Below are 16,947 nucleotides of genomic sequence, written 5' to 3'. Positions count from 1 at the left end.
TCATCCTGCACAGCGATCGGCGAAGCAGAGACTGCGCCGCGACGGAGCCGCAGCCAAGGTCGCGATCTGACCGCAGCTAGGCCAGGCTCGGCAGATCGAGGCCGTTGGCGTGGGCGCACTCGATCGCGGTCTCATAGCCTGCATCGGCATGGCGCATCACGCCGCTGGCGGGATCGTTCCAGAGCACGCGCTCGATCCGCTTCGCGGCTTCCGGCGTGCCGTCGGCCACGATCACCATGCCGGCATGTTGCGAATAGCCGATGCCGACGCCGCCGCCGTGATGCAACGAGACCCAGGTCGCACCGCTGGCGCAATTGAGCAGCGCGTTGAGCAAGGGCCAATCCGACACCGCGTCCGACCCGTCCTTCATCGCCTCGGTTTCGCGGTTCGGGCTTGCCACCGAGCCGCTGTCGAGGTGATCGCGGCCGATCACGATCGGCGCTTTCAATTCCCCGCGCGCCACCATCTCGTTGAAGGCAAGGCCCAGACGATGGCGATCGCCAAGGCCGACCCAGCAGATCCGCGCCGGCAGGCCCTGGAACTTGATGCGCGCCTTGGCCATGTCAAGCCAATTGTGCAGATGCTTGTCGTCAGGCATCAGCGCCTTGACCTTGGCATCCGTCTTGAAGATGTCCTCGGGATCGCCCGAGAGTGCGGCCCAGCGGAACGGCCCGACGCCGCGGCAGAACAGGGGACGGATATAGGCGGGAACGAAGCCCGGGAAATCGAAGGCATTCTTCAGGCCCATGTCCTGCGCCATCTGGCGGATGTTGTTGCCGTAGTCGAGCGTCGGAATGCCCTGTGCGTGGAAATCCAGCATGGCCTTGACGTGCTCGACCATCGACGTCTTCGAGGCACGCTCGACCGACTTGGGATCGGACGCGCGCTTCGCCTCCCACTCTGCCAGCGTCCAGCCTTTCGGCAAGTATCCATTGACGGGGTCGTGCGCGCTGGTCTGGTCGGTGACGATGTCGGGCTTGACACCGCGGCGCACCAGCTCCGGGAAGATCTCGGCGGCATTACCGAGCAGGCCGACCGAGACCGCCTTCTTGGTCTTTCCCGCCTCTTCGATGATCGCAAGCGCTTCGTCGAGCGTTGCGGCCTGCCGATCGAGATAGCCGGTGCGCAGCCGCATGTCGATGCGGCTCGGCTGACATTCGACCGCGAGCATCGAGGCGCCGGCCATGGTTGCGGCCAGCGGCTGCGCGCCGCCCATGCCGCCAAGGCCGGCGGTGAGAATCCATTTGCCGGCGAGGCTGCCGCCATAGTGGCGACGGCCGACCTCGACAAAGGTTTCGTAGGTGCCCTGCACGATGCCCTGGCTGCCGATATAAATCCAGGAGCCCGCGGTCATCTGGCCGTACATCATCAAGCCCTTCCGATCGAGCTCGTTAAAATGATCGAGCGTCGCCCAGTGCGGCACGATATTGGAGTTCGCGATCAGCACGCGCGGTGCGTCGGCATGGGTACGGAAGACACCGACCGGTTTTCCGGACTGGATTAGCAAGGTCTGGTCGTTTTCAAGCTTGCGCAAGGCTGCCGTGATCCGATCAAAACTCTCCCAGTCGCGCGCGGCCCTGCCAATGCCGCCATAGACGACGAGCTCGCTCGGCCGCTCCGCCACATCGGGATCGAGATTGTTCATCAGCATGCGCAAGGGCGCTTCCGTCAGCCAGCTCTTGGCGCTGATGTCGCTGCCGCGGGGCGCGCGGATGGTGCGGTCATTGTCCAGTCGGCGGTTCATGCGGACCTCTTAACCAAGTCTCGGAAACGGATCGGATGGAAGTGCGGTAATCGCGATGGCCGGCAATGCGCCGGCCTCGATCAGTGCAGCTGCCTTGGCGAGATCGCCGGCCATGTAGCGGTCGGCACCGAGTGCGGGCACTTGCTCACGAAGCGCGGCAATGACGGCAGTGAGCGGCGCGCTGGTCGCATGCGGCGCACGAAGCGTGATGCCTTGGGCGGCGACCAGAAGCTCGATGCCGAGAATGGCGGCCAGATTGTCGGCCATGTCGGACAGGCGCCGCGCGGCATGCGCGGCCATCGAGACATGGTCCTCCTGGTTGGCACTGGTCGGGGTCGAGTCGATCGAGCAGGCGAGCGCCCGCTGCTTGTTTTCGGCATAGAGCGCGGCCGCCGTGACCTCGGCGATCATGAAGCCGGAATTGATGCCGGGGTCGGGCGTCAGGAACGGCGGCAGGCCGAAATTGAGTGCAGGATCGACCAGCGTCGCGATGCGCCGCTCGCTGATCGCGCCGATCTCCGACAGCGCGAGCGCAATCGCATCGGCGGCAAAGGCCACCGGCTCGGCGTGAAAATTTCCGCCGGAGACGATCTCGCGCGTCTCGACCAGTACCAGCGGATTATCGGTGACGGCGTTGGCCTCGATGACCAGCGTGCGCGCCGCCTGCGTGATCAGGTCGAGCACTGCGCCCGCGACCTGCGGCTGACACCGCAGGCAATAGGGGTCCTGCACGCGCTCGTCACCTTCGAGATGCGACAGGCGGATGTCGCTGCCGTCGAGCAGCGCTGTCAGCGTCGCCGCCGCGGCGATCTGCCCGACGTGGCCGCGCAGCGCCTGGATTTCGGGGCGGAACGGCGCCGTCGAGGCCATCGCCGCATCGACGGACAGCGCCCCCGTGACGAGCGCGGCGCGGGCGAGGCGAAATGCGCGCAGCACGCCCGAGATGGCGTAGGCGGTCGAGAACTGCGTCCCGTTGATCAGCGCGAGCCCTTCCTTAGGCCCGAGCGTCAGCGGCGCGAGTTCGGCGGCCTTTAGCGCTTCGGCGCCAGATACAATTTTCCCGTCAACGATCGCCTGCCCTTCGCCGATCATCACGGCCGTCATATGCGCAAGTGGTGCAAGATCGCCGGATGCGCCCACGGAGCCCTGCTGCGGCACCAGCGGATAGACACCCAGCGCCAACATGTCCTGCAGCTGCTCGATCAGCTCGCGGCGGACGCCGGAGGCGCCGCGGCCGAGCGAGACGATCTTCAGCGCCATCATCAGCCGCACGATCGATTCGGGTGTCGCCGGGCCGACGCCGCAGCAATGCGAGACGATCAGGTTGCGCTGGAGCAGCGCGGTCTGATCCGGCGGAATGCGCTTCGACGCAAGCTTCCCGAAGCCGGTGTTGATGCCGTAGACGGGGACATCCGCGCGCGCGGCTCTTGCGACGATCTCCGCCGCTGCTTCGACGCGCGCCCAAAACGAGGGATCGAGCACGACGGGCGCACCGTCGAGCACACGCCCGAGATCGTCGAGACTGACCGTCCCCGGTCTGACGACGATCGCTGTGTCTCGCTCCGTCACTGCCCCCTCCATACCCGCCCGTGCAGCGGATTGAAGCCGATCCGGTAGACAAGCTCGGCCGGCCGCTCGATGTCCCAGATCGCGAGGTCGCACCATTTACCGGCCTCTAACGTACCGCTCTCATCCAGCACGCCCAGCGCCCGCGCCCCCTCGCGCGTCACGCCGGCAAGGCATTCGGCCACTGTCATCCGGAACAGAGTCGCCCCCATGTTCATCGCGAGCAGCAGCGAGGTCAGCGGTGAGCTGCCGGGATTGCAGTCGGTCGCCAGCGCCATGTGGACGCCTAGCTTGCGAAACGTCTCGACCGGCGGCTTTTGCGTCTCGCGGATGAAGTAGAAGGCGCCGGGCAGCAGCACCGCTACCGTTCCGGCCTTGGCCATCGCGACGGCGCCGGCTTCATCAGTGTGCTCGAGATGATCGGCCGAGAGCGCGGAGAATTTCGCGGCAAGCGCAGCACCGCCGAGATTCGAGAGCTGGTCGGCATGGAGCTTGACCGGCAGTCCAAGTCCCCTCGCTGTCTCGAACACCCGCGCGGTCTGCCCGGCGGAGAACGCGATGCCTTCCATGAAGGCATCGACGGCATCGGCAAGGCCCGCCTTTGCGATCGCGGGCAGCATCTCTTGGCACACGAGATCGATGTAACCGTCCTTGTTGCCCTCCGCCTCCGGCGGCAGTGCATGCGCGCCGAGGAAGGAGGTGCGGATCGCAACCGGCCGCCGACCACAGAGGCTGCGCGCGGCGGCAAGCTGACGCATCTCGGTCTCGGTATCGAGACCATAGCCGGACTTGATCTCGACCGTGGTTGCGCCCTCGGCGATCAAGGCATCGAGCCGCGGCAGCGCGCCTGCGGCGAGCTCGACCTCGCTCGCCTGCCGCGTCGCAGCCACCGTCGAGACGATGCCGCCGCCGGCGCGCGCGATCTCCTCGTAACTCGCACCCTTCAGGCGCAGCTCGAACTCGTGCGCGCGGTTACCCCCATAGACCAGATGGGTGTGGCAATCGACGAGACCGGGCGTGATCCAGCGTCCCGCGCAATCGATCTTTTCCACCGCATCGGCATCCGCCGGAAAATCGGTCTGCGCGCCCGCATAGACGATACGGCCGCCGCGCGTGGCGATGACGCCCCGCTCGATCTCGCCAAGATCAGGACGGTCAGCTCGCATCGTGGCGAGCCGGGCGTTGTGCCAGATCCGGTCGAAGCGCTCTGCCATGCAACGGCCCCTTCGTGCGATGCTTGACTTATATGTCTAGACATATGATCGTGGGGCGGTTCTGTCCAGCCGGCGTGTAATCATGACCCGACTGCATTTCGCCTCCGCGCTCCTGCCCTCGGGCTGGGCCAATGACGTGCAGGTGGTCGTCACCGCCGGCGCGATCGCGGCGGTGACGCCGGGCGTGGCCCCGGTAGCCGGCGACGAGCGCCACGCAATCGCGCTTCCGGGATTGGCGAGCCTGCACAGCCACGCGTTCCAGCGCGGCATGGCGGGTCTCGCCGAGCTGCGCGGCGATAGCACCGACACCTTCTGGACCTGGCGCGAGACGATGTATCGCTTCGCGCTGGCGATGACGCCGGACGACGTCGTGGCGGTTGCAACGCTGCTCTATATCGAGATGCTGGAGCAGGGTTTCACTCGCGTCGGCGAATTTCACTATCTCCATCATGATCGCGACGGCTCGCCCTACGCCGACGTCGGCGAGATGGCCGCGCGCATCGCACAGGCTGCCGAAGCTTCAAGCATTGCGCTGACGCTGTTGCCGAGCTTTTATGCGCACGGCTCATTTGGAGGCGCACCGCCGCATGCAGGCCAACGCCGCTTCATTTGCTCGGTCAATCAGTTCGCCGCCCTTATGGCCGCCTCGCGCAAGGCGATCAGCGGGTTGCCGGGCGCCAATATCGGCATCGCGCCGCATAGTCTGCGCGCGGTGACGCCTGACGAGCTCAAGTCGATCATTCCGCTTGCCGATGGCGGGCCGGTGCACATTCACGCCGCCGAGCAGGTGAAGGAAGTCGAGGATTGCCTGGCATGGTCGGGACGGCGACCTGTGCAATGGTTGCTGGAGCACGCGCCGGTCGATCAAAGCTGGTGCCTCATCCACGCCACCCACACGACGAATGAGGAAGTCATCGCATTCGCCAAGACCGGCGCGGTCGCGGGTCTCTGCCCGATCACCGAAGCAAGCCTCGGCGACGGCATCTTTTCGGCACGCGAATTCCTCGATGCCGGCGGCACGTTCGGTGTGGGCACCGATTCCAACGTGCTGATCGGCGTCGCCGACGAGTTACGCCAGCTCGAATATGGCCAGCGCCTCGAGCATCGCCAGCGTAACGTGCTCTCCAGCGGCGCCGGGCGCTCGACCGGACGCACGCTGTTTGATCATGCGCTCGCGGGCGGTGCACAAGCGCTGGCGCAGACGACCGTCGGCCTCGCGCCGGGAGCGCACGCTGACATCGTCACGCTCGACACGGCACATCCATCGCTGGCGGGACGCGCACGCGACGCCGTCATCGACGGCTGGATCTTCGCGGCCGGCGGCGGCGCGGTCGATTGCGTCTGGGCCGGCGGCGACAAAGTGGTTGAGGGTGGCCGGCACAAGCTGCGCCAAGCCGCACGCGAGCGCTTCAAGGCCTCGGTCCGGAGGCTCGCCGCATGAGCCTCGCAACCGATGCGGCCGACAAGCCGACGCTCTACAAGCGAATCCGCGCCGATATTGAAAAGCGCATTTTGACCGGCGAATGGCCGCCCGGGCATCGCATCCCCTTCGAGCACGAGCTGGTCGCGCGGTACGGCTGCTCGCGCATGACGGTCAACAAGGCGCTGTCGGAGCTGGCGCAAGCCGACCTGATCGAACGGCGGCGGCGCGCCGGCTCCTTCGTGCGCCGGCCGCAGCATCAGTCTGCCGTGCTCAAGATCGCCGACATCCGTGCCGAGATCATCTCGCTCGGCCGCAGCTACGGCTACGAGCTGATCGGCCGCAAGCTGCGCACAGCGACCGCCGCTGACCGCGCCCGCCTCGGCGTCAAGAAGTCCGGCAAGGTGGTCGCGATCGCCTGCCGGCATAGCGCCGACAACGTGCCGTTCGCCGTCGAGGACAGGCTGATCGACCTTGCGTCCGTGCCGAACGCTGCGACCGCGGATTTCTCGCGCGAGCCGCCAGGCTCGTGGCTGCTCCACCATGTCCCGTGGACCGAGGCCGAGCATACCATCAGCGCCATTGTTGCGGATCATCGCGCGGCGAAGGCACTTGACATCGCGGTCGGCGCGCCCTGCCTCGTGATCGACCGCTATACCTGGCGCAGCGCGCGCACGATCACCGCGGTGCGCCTGCTCTATCCCGGTGATTCTCACCGCCTTGTCGCACGATTCAAGGGAGGCTGAGAGAATAATGGCGGCACAATTCCTGCAATGCTTCGGGCAACGGTCCAAATGGACCGACAAGGATCAACACGACGTCAATCCATCGATCGGCAAGAGGACGACAATCATGCGTAGTTCGAAAGTATTTGTGACAATCATTGCCCTCGCGGCCTCCACTCCGGTGCTCGCCGACATCAAGGTCGGCATCGGCATCTCCGGATGGACGGGCTTTGCGCCGCTGACGCTGGCGAAGGAAGCCGGCATCTTCAAGAAGAACGGCCTCGACGTCACCATCAAGAAAATCCCGCAGAAGGACCGTCACCTCGCGATCGCCTCCGGCGACGTCCAGTGCGCGGCAACGACCGTCGAGACCTGGATCTCCTGGAACGCCAACGGGGTTGCCACCAAGCAGATCTTCCAGCTCGACAAGAGCTACGGCGCCGACGGCATGGCCGTCCGCAACGACCTGGCCTCGATCAAGGACCTGAAGGGCAAGACCGTCGCGGCCTCCGCGCCTGGCACCTCGCCTTATTTCGCGCTGGCCTGGATGCTCAAGAAAAATGGCCTGTCGGTGAAAGACGTCACCGTCGTCAACCTCGAGCCGGCTGCGGCTGCGCAGGCCTTCGTCTCCGGCCAGAACGATGCCGCGATGACCTATGAACCCTATCTTTCGACCGTGCGCGCCGCGCCGGACAAGGGCAAGATCATCGCGACCACGCTCGACTACCCGATGGTCATGGACACTTTTGGCTGCACGCCGAAGTTCCTGACGGAGAATCCCAAGGCCGCCAAGGCGCTCGCCGACAGCTATTTCGAGGCGCTCGACATGATCGCCAAGGATCAGGCCAAGGCCTACGAGATCATGGGCGCCGATGTGAAGCAGACCGGCGAGCAGTTCGGCAATTCGGCGAAATATCTGCGCTGGCAGGACAAGGCCGCGAACCAGAAGTTCTTCGCCGGCGATTTCCTGACTTTCAACAAGGAGGCCGCCGACCTCCTGCTCGAAATCGGCATCATCAAGGCCGCGCCGAAGGTCGAGGACCTCTTCGACGCCAGCTTCATCAAGTAAACTTCTGCAAGTTGCCGGTTCCGCTGAAGCGCGGGACCGGCGCATGATCGGCTATTCGGATAGACAGTTTGATGCGTCCCCTGGATCCCGTGACATCGAAGCAACGCATGGCGTACGGCCTTGCATTCTTCGTGCTGTTCGTTGCCCTCTGGTCATGGGCAACGCTCGGCGGCCATGTTTCGAAGACCTTCCTCGCCAACCCGCTGACCATGGTGCAGGAAGGGTATGACCTGCTGGCCAAGCAGGGCTTCGTCTACGATATCGGCATGACGATCTGGCGCGTCGTCGGCGGCTTCGCCCTCGCCGCGATCATCGCGGTGCCGCTTGGCGTGCTCATGGGCGCCTACAAGCCGGTCGAAGCGTTCCTCGAACCGTTCGTCTCCTTTGCGCGCTACTTGCCTGCCTCCGCATTCATTCCGCTCCTGATCCTGTGGGCCGGCATCGGCGAGTTGCAGAAGCTGCTCGTCATCTTTATCGGCTCGGTGTTCCAGGTCATTCTGATGGTCGCCGTGACCGTCGGCGCGACGCGCCGTGACCTGGTCGAGGCGGCGTATACGCTCGGGGCCAGCGACCGCGGCATCATCCGCCGCGTGCTGCTGCCTTCCTCCGCGCCCGAGATCGCGGAGATCCTGCGGCTGGTGCTGGGCTGGGCCTGGACGTACGTCATCGTCGCCGAACTGATCGGCTCGTCCTCCGGCATCGGCCACATGATCACCGACAGTCAGGCGCTGCTCAACACCGGCCAGATCATCTTCGGCATCATCGTGATCGGATTGATTGGCTTGATCTCGGACTTCCTGTTCAAGGCGTTCAACGCCTGGCTGTTTCCGTGGAAGCTCGCATGACGACGCTCAAGATCGAACAGGTTTCGCGCACCTTCCCGGCACGGCACGGCAACGCGCCGACCAAGGCGCTGGAGCCGACCAATCTCATCATCGGCAACAACGATTTCGTTACGATTCTCGGCCCATCGGGCTGCGGCAAGTCCACCCTGCTCCGCATCGTCGCGCGCCTCGATCGCCCGACCAGCGGGCGCGTCACGCTTGACGGGCGCGAGGTGACCGGCCCCGGCGCAGATCGCGGCATGGTGTTCCAGTCCTACACGCTGTTCCCCTGGCTGACCGTGCGCGAGAACATCGCCTTCGGCCTGCGCGAGCGCGGCGTGCCCGAGGCGGAGCGCAACAGGATCGCCGATGCCTTCATCCGCCAGGTCGGACTGTCCGGCTTCGAGAACCACTGGCCGAAGCAACTCTCCGGCGGCATGCAGCAGCGCACCGCGATCGCCCGCGCGCTCGCCAACGATCCGAAAATCCTGTTGCTCGACGAGCCGTTCGGCGCGCTGGACAACCAGACCCGCGCCTTGATGCAGGAGATGCTGCTGGGAATCTGGGAGCGCGACCAGAAGACGGTGCTGTTCGTGACACACGACATCGAGGAGGCGATCTTCCTCGGTAGCCGCGTCGTCGTCATGAGCGCGCGCCCGGGCCGGATCAAGGCCGAGATCTACGTGGACCTGCCGCATCCGCGCTCCTACAAGATCAAGACCACGCCGGAATTCGTCCAACTCAAGGAGCGGCTGGTCGAGGAGATTCGCACAGAGGCGCTGAAGGTTGCCGAACATGCCTGACACCCGGCCCCGCGCCGACGGGAAGCGCGTCCTCGCCGACCTTAACGCGCTACGCGCCATCGGCGCCTACAAGACCGGCGTGCACAAGCCGACCTTCTCCGAGCCACACAAGCTTTCGCTGGACTGGCTGATCCGGAAGCTGCTCGACGCCGGCCTCTACGCTGCCATCGACGGTATCGGCAACGTCTTCGGCACCAGCGCGAAGCCGGGACCGAAGCTGCTGGCGGGATCGCATCTGGAGAGCCAGAACTACGCCGGCTGGCTCGACGGTCCGCTCGGCGTCGTCTATGCGCTCGAGGCGGCACGCGTCCTGAACGCCGATCCCTCGTTCGAAGGCGCGGTCGAGGTCGCCGCCTGGTGCGACGAGGAAGGACATTTTGGGCATTTCCTCGGCTCACGCTCCTATGTCGGTCAGGTGACCGAGGCCGACATCGATGCTGCCCGCGACCGCACCAGCGGCCGCACCATGCGCGACGCACTCGCCGACATGGGGCTCGCAGGACGTCCGCGCATCACCGCCCCGCCCGGCCGGCACGTCGGATATCTGGAGGCGCATATCGAGCAGGGCGACACGCTCGAAAGTGGCCGCCTCGCGATCGGCGTCGTGACCTCCATCGTCGGCATCTGGCAATACCGGATCAAGTTCGTCGGCGAGCAGAACCACGCCGGCACCACGCGCATGGCCGTGCGAAAGGATGCGGGCCTGGCGCTGGCCAAATTCTGCGTCGCGATCGACGAGCGTTTCCCTGATGCCTGCGGCCCGCGCACGGTGTGGACCACCGGTCGCATCACGCTCGATCCCGGCGCACCCAGCATCATTCCTGGCGGCGCGGAAATACTGTTCCAGATCCGCGACGACGACCCGGCGGTCATCGCGCGGCTGGAGCAGTTGCTGCGGACTATGGCGAACGAGGTCAATGCGAAGGGCCCCTGCACTGTCACGGTGGAGAAACTGCGCACCGGCGCGCCGGCCATGATGAACGCCGGCTTTCAGGATGCGATCGAAGCCGCAAGCAAGGCCCTGGCCGGCGGGCGATCGGTCCGCATGCCCAGCGGCGCCGGGCACGATGCGCAGATGCTGGCAACGATCATGCCCGCGGGGATGCTGTTCGTACCATCGATCGGCGGCATCAGCCACCACTGGACCGAGAATACCGCCGATGCCGACATCGTCACCGGCGCGCAGGTGTTCGTCGATGCCTGTCGGCGCATCCTCGGCGGTTAGAACGAGTTTCTCCCCGCGAAAGCGGGGAATTTAGTACGCCACAGCCTGTCGATTGATCCACAAGGGTCTCGGAGTACTGGATCGCCCGTTCAAGGCTGGGCGAAGACAGCGCGTGTGGTCGCAGACACGTCTTCGCATTCTCGCGGCACGTTTCGCCCGAGCTTTGCTTCGTCGCTCCACCCTCAAAGCCGGGAGGGCGCAGGGAAGGCCGGGTGCTGACCTGGCACCCACGGTCCGCTGTGCGAAAGGCACACGCAGAAAACTGCACAGCGGCATACAGGTGAAGCCCAACACACGGCCTTCCCTGCGCAGTGGTTTGACGGCTTATGCCGCGCTCTCCTGGGAGCCGAATTCCTTCTGGCCTCCCTCGCCCTCGTAGAAGTCACGGACACCGCGCCGGTTGACGCCAATGCCGCATCCGCAAGAGCTTGACCGTAGCAACGACGGCCAGGACCACACGTCTATATTTTGGCCTTCGGTGAAACACGCCGAAACTACAAAAACCCTTTGAAATAAGCCTTTTTCGACTAGCCTGTTTCGGGGCGCTTCGGCGGGTTTCGTCAAAACTAGGGCCCGGCCCTAAGCCTTTCAGCGTCCGCACGACAAACTGGAAGTCCCAAAGCCGAGCCCTTTGGTCCCAAGCCTTAGGAGCCGAAACCGAAATGGATACTACCATCACCCCTGCCCCCGCTGGCAAGCGCGCCCGCAACGGCAGCATGATCCTGACCGATCGCCTCTGCCAGAAGCGCGTCGCCAAGCGGATCAAATTCTACGATCGCAAATGCCCCGGCCTCTATGTCAGCATCACCACGGCTGGCGTGGCGACCTTTTCCTTCAAGTTCACCGATCGGGCGACCGGCAAGCAGCGAACCGGCTGGCTCGGCCTCTATAACCCCGAGACCTTCACCGTCGAGGACGCCCGGAGCAAGGTCTACGGCCTCAAGGGCATGGGCGGCGACGCGATGGCCGAGACCTTCCGCGACCGGAAAGAGCGGCAGGCGAAGCGGGGCAAGACGGTCGACGAGATCATCGAGGAGCGGATCGCGTGGATGCAGACGCCGGTTCGCAAGGCGGACGGCGACATGCGGCCCCGGCTGGAAAGCTGGGAAAACACCGCGAGCCATCTGCGCCGCTTCATCGGCTCGAAGCTGGGCCGGAAGATCGCAGCCGACGTCACCCGAGGCGACATTCAGGCGTTGTCGGACGACATCGTGGCGGGTCGGCACGGCGGCAAGCCGTCGGTCAGCAACGCGCGTCACATGCGCAAGGCAGCATCGGGCATGTTCCGGTGGGCGTTGCGGCGCGAGTACATCACCGCCAACCCGTGCAGTGATCTGGAGCCGCTCGATCCGGAGCATCCGCGCACCCGCGTCCTGAGCGAGGACGAGATCAGGATTTTCTGGCACGGCCTCGACCGCGAGGACCTGATGACGCCATGGGACCGGAGGACCCGGCTCGCGCTCAAGTTGGAGCTAGCCACCATGCTGCGCTCCGCCGAACTGCTCGGCGCGCATCGCAACGAAGTGATCGACCTCGACGGCGAGCAGCCGCGTCTCGACGTGCCACTCAAGCGGGTCAAGAAACGGCGGGTGATCCAACAGCCGCTGTCTAGCCTCGCGGTGGAGATCATCAACGAGGCCTTGAAGGGCAACAACAAGGATTTCGTATTCGCCAGCCCGCTCGACAACAAGCCGATGCACCGCAAGGCGATGGCCGACGCGCTGCGTGGCGACAAGCGCAAGGGCAAGGTGAGAACGCCCGGCATCTGCCAGTTGCTAGGGTTGAAGCCGTTCACGCCGCACTATCTGCGGCGGACAGCGGCGAGTTGGGCACGCCGGATCGGTCAGCCAATGGCGAAGATTGCGCTTTGCTTGGATCATCGCGTTACGATGGAGGACGGCATCAAGCTGCCACCCGTCACCGGCAAGCACTACGTCCACGCCGAGGAGAGCGAGGTGAAAGAGAAGCGAGAAGTCCTGCAGGCGTGGGCCGCAGAACTACGGCGGATCATCGCCGAGCCTGCGCCTGCGATGTCCGCGAAAGCCGACTTGCGCCTCGTCGCCTGACCGCTCAGTGCATCACCGATAGGTCAGAGAAAACGAAATGGCCGCAGATTGCTCAGCGGCAGTTAGGTCATGCTGATCGCCGCGAGCGCCATGCAAACGAAGTATATACCCGCCATTCAGAAAGCGACGATCCGGGCCGTGCTCCTACCGTCCATGGTCTCCCTCCACATGGGCTGGCCCCGACACCAAGGGCAATGGGCGAAGCTGGGTCGGAGCCAGTCTTGCCGTCCATTGTTCAAAATGGACGGAAAGCCAACAAACTTGCCGGTAGCCACGTTGCATGTAGGGCGCGATCCGCCTGTCGGACGGAATTAGTCGCAGCGGCGCTCCCTGCGCGTAACCATGCGGCCATCACGTTCGACCGTGACGGTCTCCGTGCGGCAGCGCTGTCTTGGGCCGACGGTAACGCCTCCCGGACCGACGCCAACTGTCGTGTCGCGGTCGTAGCGGTCGCGGGCCCTGTAGTCACGGTCCCTGTAGTAGCGGTCCTCGCGGTCCCGCCCGATCTGAACATCAACGCCTTGGGCCATCTTGGCGTCTCGGGCGTTGGCCGGAATGGCGAACGGGGTAGTTGTCAGCGCCGCTGCGGTCGCGGCCAAAACAAGAGCGATCTTCAACATGTGCGAGTGCTCCGTTGGGGTTGAACGGGTGTAACGGGAGCGAACTCCGACCGTTCCTGCCGTAGGCGACGGCCCTTCCTTACGGGGCTCCAAATCTGCCCTCACCAAGCGGTTGGCGATCGTCCGCGGCCGTTACTACCGCTTTTTGCGTCCCCCAAAGGTCACCGGCCCGATGTCCAGCGGCTTGCCATTTGTTCTCATTTCGTTCACGGTGGGATGGGATCGGACGCGGCAGGGCCACCCGGTGACCGCTGTCCTCCGGGGGATCGAAAAGGCCCTTGGCAGAGGGGGAAAGCCATGCAGCTTGATGACTTGCGGCGCGAGATCGAGCACATGCGAGCGCGAGTGCAGCGGCAGCGAGTAGAAATCCGACAGCTTCAACGCGCGGGAATTCCGAGCGCATCGGCGGAAGCTCTGTTGGATCGAATGCTAGACAAGATCGACGAACTGTGCGCCGAGCGGGACCGGCTCAAGAAAGAGCAGCCGCCGCCTGCCAAGGGCCGTGTCTTAGGTGGACGGTCGTGGTGACCGAGCGTCCCAATGCTACGACGAACGGACGACCATTCACCGTGGATAAAGGCCCTCAAGAGCATTTTCACGGCACGAAAAACTATATTCGCTGAACTAATGTGCCTTACTCCGAGACGCGAACAGGATCGGGCACATGGAATTGAACGAATTACTTTTGGGTAAGGGCATTGATCCGCGCGGCGTTATCGTGTTTCGCCACCGTCCCAAGGAGCCGGAGTTAAACAAAGTATTTCCGCTGTTGGCAGCGGATCGGCCAGACTTGTTCAACGCCTATCAACAAACCCACGGCGAAAAGATCGAGAAGGCCATTTTGTCAGCGAAACATGTGGCTGCATTCATTCGACACGGGTCCGGGAAGGCGTTGTTCGTCGGCCTGTACGAGATCGGGAGATCACGCCCTCTTACGCAAGCACAATACTGGCAGGTCCCGGCTCTTGCCGAATTAAAGAAATTGGGAATGCATGGATACATGACTGGCGGCCGACCGACTTGTCTGTGGTTCGACCTGAAATGGATGGATTTCTATTCGGACTGGAAGGGCAAGTTAATTGTGGATTGGCCGCCGCCTGAGCGATCTTGGTGGCGGCGCGCCGATCGCAATAGAATATCCGTTCACGCCGTCCTAGAAGACAGTGCGCTCGATGCGGCAATGCAGAAATGGAACGAACTGGATCTCACGTGGGACCAACTCAGTATCTTGCCAAAGCGTTGGCAGGCGAAGCTCGCGGAGTGGCGGGGCATCTACTACATTTTCGACAGATCGGATGCGAAGGGCTACGTCGGCTCGGCCTATGGCTCGGAAAACCTGTTGGGTAGGTGGCGGCAATATGGGGCTTCCGGACACGGCGGGAACAAGTTGTTGCGGCAGCGCGACCCCAAAAATTTTCGTTTCACCATCCTAGAACTCGTTTCCCCCACGATGCCGCCCGAAGAAGTTCAATTGCTCGAAGGTAATTGGAAAGAGCGGCTGCACACGCGCCAACCCTATGGCCTGAATGACAACTAGACATGTGCAATCTCTACAGCGTCACCACGAACCAAGAGGCGATCCGCGCTCTATTTCGCGTAGTCAATCGGTACGTCGGCAATCTCGCCCCGATGCCCGGCGTGTTTCCGGACTATCCGGCTCCGGTGATCCGTAACAGCGATGCTGGCCGCGAGAGCATCTACGCGGCTGGCCCAAGCACGAGACCGGCATTACTTGCGGAGCACGCGCCGGAGCCAGCCCGAAGGCATGGCATGTGGTAAGTCGCTTCGGCTGACCATTGTTGCTAAGCTCACCGGCCTTGAACGGGCGAGGGAACAGAGCAATGGAACACCGCAAGCGCGCTTTGCTTTGCATGGCATGTTTCTCTTTTTGGTCGGTCTTTTAACGGGCTTGGTCGAAACCAATCTGAACAACCCCCGAATGGGCCTAGCGGCACATCTCGAAGGCGTCATGAATGGAACGTTTCTTGTTGCGCTTGGTGCGATTTGGTCCGAAGTAATACTAGGGCCGCCGCAGAAAACCGTCGCATATTGGACAGTGTTGTATGGCACGTACGCCAATTGGGCTGTGACAACCTTGGCCGCGATATGGGGTACGGCCGCGATGTCCCCCATCACGGCGACCGGTCACAGCGCACAGCCGTGGCAAGAAGCCGTCGTAACCGTGGGCTTTGTTTCAGTTGGGCTGTCGATACTTACAGCCACCATCCTGGTATTGTGGGGTCTACGAAACGCAGCGCTCAGGGAACCTAGCAGCGAGAATGTCTAGAGCGGCAGCTTTCCTTGGACTGCTGCCCTAGGACCGCAAGGGAATGCGCGCGGGGATGAGCCGAAGATGTTGCAGCGACCATTGTCGGATGATGCGCTTAGGATCGTAATGCGCGGCGCGGACAAGGAAGATAAGGCGGCGGCGTAGGCCGCGCCCTGCATCATTTTCTCTTGCTTGCCGAAGCCTTCCGAGTGGCGTCGATTACGATGATTTCTGAGGCCCGCTCGCCATTCTTGAGACGTTCATCTCGAATGCGTTTGACCTCATTCAGCTTATTGCCAAGATCACCGTAGTCGATGATCACAAACAGACCAAATTCGGTTTGTGAGGCAGCCTTATAGAATTCCAACTGCCTCTCATAGCCGTGAACGACGGTGCCGCCTGATCGTTTCATCTCGACCAACACGCGGGCCTGATAACCACTTGAGAATTTGAAATCGATCGGTCCTCCACCCATGTTGGCTTCGGGCGAAATATCCAAATCGTTCGCTTTGCAAAATGCGTCTGCGATCGCATAGTAGATAAGCTGTGAGGCGCGCTCTTTCTTCGGTTTGCTTCCGACCCAAAGCTCCTCCCATAAATTGCCTGCTTCCACGTGCCGCTTGAATTGGGTGATGGTATCTTTCACTACGCGCGGAAGCTTCAAATCGTAGGAGGTTGCCTGCTTGAGATCAGCAAATCCGTTCCCGATGATCGCTTTGAGGCGATAGTAACCGAGTGCGTCCAAGTTCGGATCATAGTTGCCGACATTCGCTTTGACAGCCGCCAAGAAGAAGTCGAAATCGGCTTGCGATCCCATCGCCGCGTAACGAAGCGCATCTTTTCGATCCGCTACCGTGGGCCTGGCAATGCTGCCCAAAAACCGGTTTACGCGGTCACGGATGCGCGCGTTTTCCATCGCGGCGCGCTCCCAATCATTGGCAATGGGTAGCTCGCGCACAATGTCCATAGGAATAAGGACAATGGGCACCTCGCGACCATTCCTGCTAACGAACTTCGGCAGCATGTGACCCATGCCGATCTCGAACGAAAACAGCGGCACTCCATTCGCCGTGCAGAAGTCCTCCGTAATCGCCGCTAAGTCCTCAAGTATGACCGTCGTGGTCATATCGCTGATCGTATCGGGGCCTACGTCCTCTTCGAAAAATCCCATTAACGAGATCATCTCGGGATCGCTTGCGCCTAGTGTAATGATCTCCTTACTCGTGCGGAGGAGCGCTTCGCGAATGCCCTCAGGCCGGGAGCCACCAGATCGGCTGCTTCCGCCATAGCCCAACCCATTCTCAGAGCCTGACCGAAAAAGGGTGAGCGGTTTTGGCCGGCTTGTGATTCCTTCGGATTTGCAAAGATTCGAGGGAGGACACCATGCCGTGGACCAAAACCG

At 63.2% G+C, this 16,947-nt stretch carries 14 protein-coding genes and 1 pseudogene; 10 read left to right on the top strand and 5 right to left on the bottom strand.

Annotated features, from left to right (window positions below):
* Positions 1–76: 76 nt before the first annotated feature.
* Genes hutU through hutI form a run of 3 tightly spaced genes read right to left on the bottom strand, consistent with a single transcriptional unit; the run spans position 77 to position 4,524 of the window.
* Positions 77–1,744 (bottom strand): urocanate hydratase, encoded by a 1,668-nt coding sequence (hutU, locus tag IVA91_RS33800; RefSeq protein WP_247280467.1) that lies wholly within the window; start codon positions 1,742–1,744, stop codon positions 77–79.
* A gap of 9 nt (positions 1,745–1,753) precedes the next feature.
* Positions 1,754–3,313, bottom strand: coding sequence for a histidine ammonia-lyase (hutH, locus tag IVA91_RS33795; RefSeq protein WP_247460483.1), 1,560 nt, complete (start codon positions 3,311–3,313; stop codon positions 1,754–1,756).
* Positions 3,310–4,524, bottom strand: a complete 1,215-nt coding sequence (hutI, locus tag IVA91_RS33790) for an imidazolonepropionase (RefSeq protein ID WP_247460480.1) — start codon at positions 4,522–4,524, stop codon at positions 3,310–3,312. Before hutI ends, hutH begins: the two co-directional genes overlap by 4 nt.
* Before the next feature lie 82 nt (positions 4,525–4,606).
* Between hutI and IVA91_RS33785 the strand changes: the two genes are divergently transcribed.
* The 7 genes from IVA91_RS33785 to IVA91_RS33755 all read left to right on the top strand — a co-directional run bounded on the left by IVA91_RS33785 (position 4,607) and on the right by IVA91_RS33755 (position 12,656).
* Complete coding sequence (locus tag IVA91_RS33785; protein ID WP_247460478.1) at positions 4,607–5,965, top strand: formimidoylglutamate deiminase; 1,359 nt, start codon at positions 4,607–4,609, stop codon at positions 5,963–5,965.
* Positions 5,962–6,690 (top strand): histidine utilization repressor, encoded by a 729-nt coding sequence (gene hutC / locus IVA91_RS33780; protein ID WP_247460476.1) that lies wholly within the window; start codon positions 5,962–5,964, stop codon positions 6,688–6,690. Before IVA91_RS33785 ends, hutC begins: the two co-directional genes overlap by 4 nt.
* A gap of 106 nt (positions 6,691–6,796) precedes the next feature.
* On the top strand, positions 6,797–7,738 hold the full coding sequence (locus IVA91_RS33775; RefSeq protein ID WP_247460474.1) for an ABC transporter substrate-binding protein: 942 nt from the start codon (positions 6,797–6,799) through the stop codon (positions 7,736–7,738).
* 71 nt (positions 7,739–7,809) lie between these two features.
* Positions 7,810–8,583 carry an ABC transporter permease gene (locus tag IVA91_RS33770; protein ID WP_247280626.1) on the top strand — a complete coding sequence of 258 codons (774 nt, stop codon included), beginning with the start codon at positions 7,810–7,812 and terminating at the stop codon, positions 8,581–8,583.
* Positions 8,580–9,365, top strand: coding sequence for an ABC transporter ATP-binding protein (locus tag IVA91_RS33765; protein WP_247460472.1), 786 nt, complete (start codon positions 8,580–8,582; stop codon positions 9,363–9,365). Before IVA91_RS33770 ends, IVA91_RS33765 begins: the two co-directional genes overlap by 4 nt.
* On the top strand, positions 9,358–10,590 hold the full coding sequence (locus IVA91_RS33760) for a Zn-dependent hydrolase (protein ID WP_247460470.1): 1,233 nt from the start codon (positions 9,358–9,360) through the stop codon (positions 10,588–10,590). The genes IVA91_RS33765 and IVA91_RS33760 overlap by 8 nt, the downstream gene beginning before the upstream one ends.
* A gap of 662 nt (positions 10,591–11,252) precedes the next feature.
* Positions 11,253–12,656 (top strand): integrase family protein, encoded by a 1,404-nt coding sequence (locus tag IVA91_RS33755; protein WP_247460468.1) that lies wholly within the window; start codon positions 11,253–11,255, stop codon positions 12,654–12,656.
* Between the two features lie 311 nt (positions 12,657–12,967).
* On the opposite strand, the gene IVA91_RS33750 is transcribed toward IVA91_RS33755, so the two are convergent.
* Positions 12,968–13,276: a hypothetical protein gene (locus tag IVA91_RS33750; protein ID WP_247460466.1), complete on the bottom strand. Its 309-nt coding sequence runs from the start codon at positions 13,274–13,276 to the stop codon at positions 12,968–12,970.
* A 297-nt stretch (positions 13,277–13,573) separates the two neighbouring features.
* On the opposite strand from IVA91_RS33750, the gene IVA91_RS33745 reads away from it, so the two are divergent.
* The 3 genes and pseudogenes from IVA91_RS33745 to IVA91_RS33735 form a co-directional block, all read left to right on the top strand.
* Positions 13,574–13,804 (top strand): hypothetical protein, encoded by a 231-nt coding sequence (locus IVA91_RS33745; RefSeq protein WP_247460464.1) that lies wholly within the window; start codon positions 13,574–13,576, stop codon positions 13,802–13,804.
* Positions 13,805–13,940: 136 nt separating this feature from the next.
* Entirely contained in the window at positions 13,941–14,813 is an 873-nt protein-coding gene (locus tag IVA91_RS33740) for a GIY-YIG nuclease family protein (RefSeq protein ID WP_247460462.1), read from the top strand.
* A 2-nt stretch (positions 14,814–14,815) separates the two neighbouring features.
* Positions 14,816–15,026: pseudogene (locus IVA91_RS33735) on the top strand (SOS response-associated peptidase); the annotation flags it as partial.
* A 697-nt stretch (positions 15,027–15,723) separates the two neighbouring features.
* Here IVA91_RS33735 and IVA91_RS33730 read toward each other — a convergent pair.
* The coding region (locus tag IVA91_RS33730; RefSeq protein WP_247460460.1) for a hypothetical protein at positions 15,724–16,947 on the bottom strand (1,224 nt) is incomplete at its 5' end.

It is taken from the genome of Bradyrhizobium sp. 153 (assembly GCF_023073835.1).
GTDB lineage: Bacteria > Pseudomonadota > Alphaproteobacteria > Rhizobiales > Xanthobacteraceae > Bradyrhizobium.
Note: the sequence above shows the minus strand (reverse complement) of the source record. Positions and strands in the feature narration are given on the sequence as shown.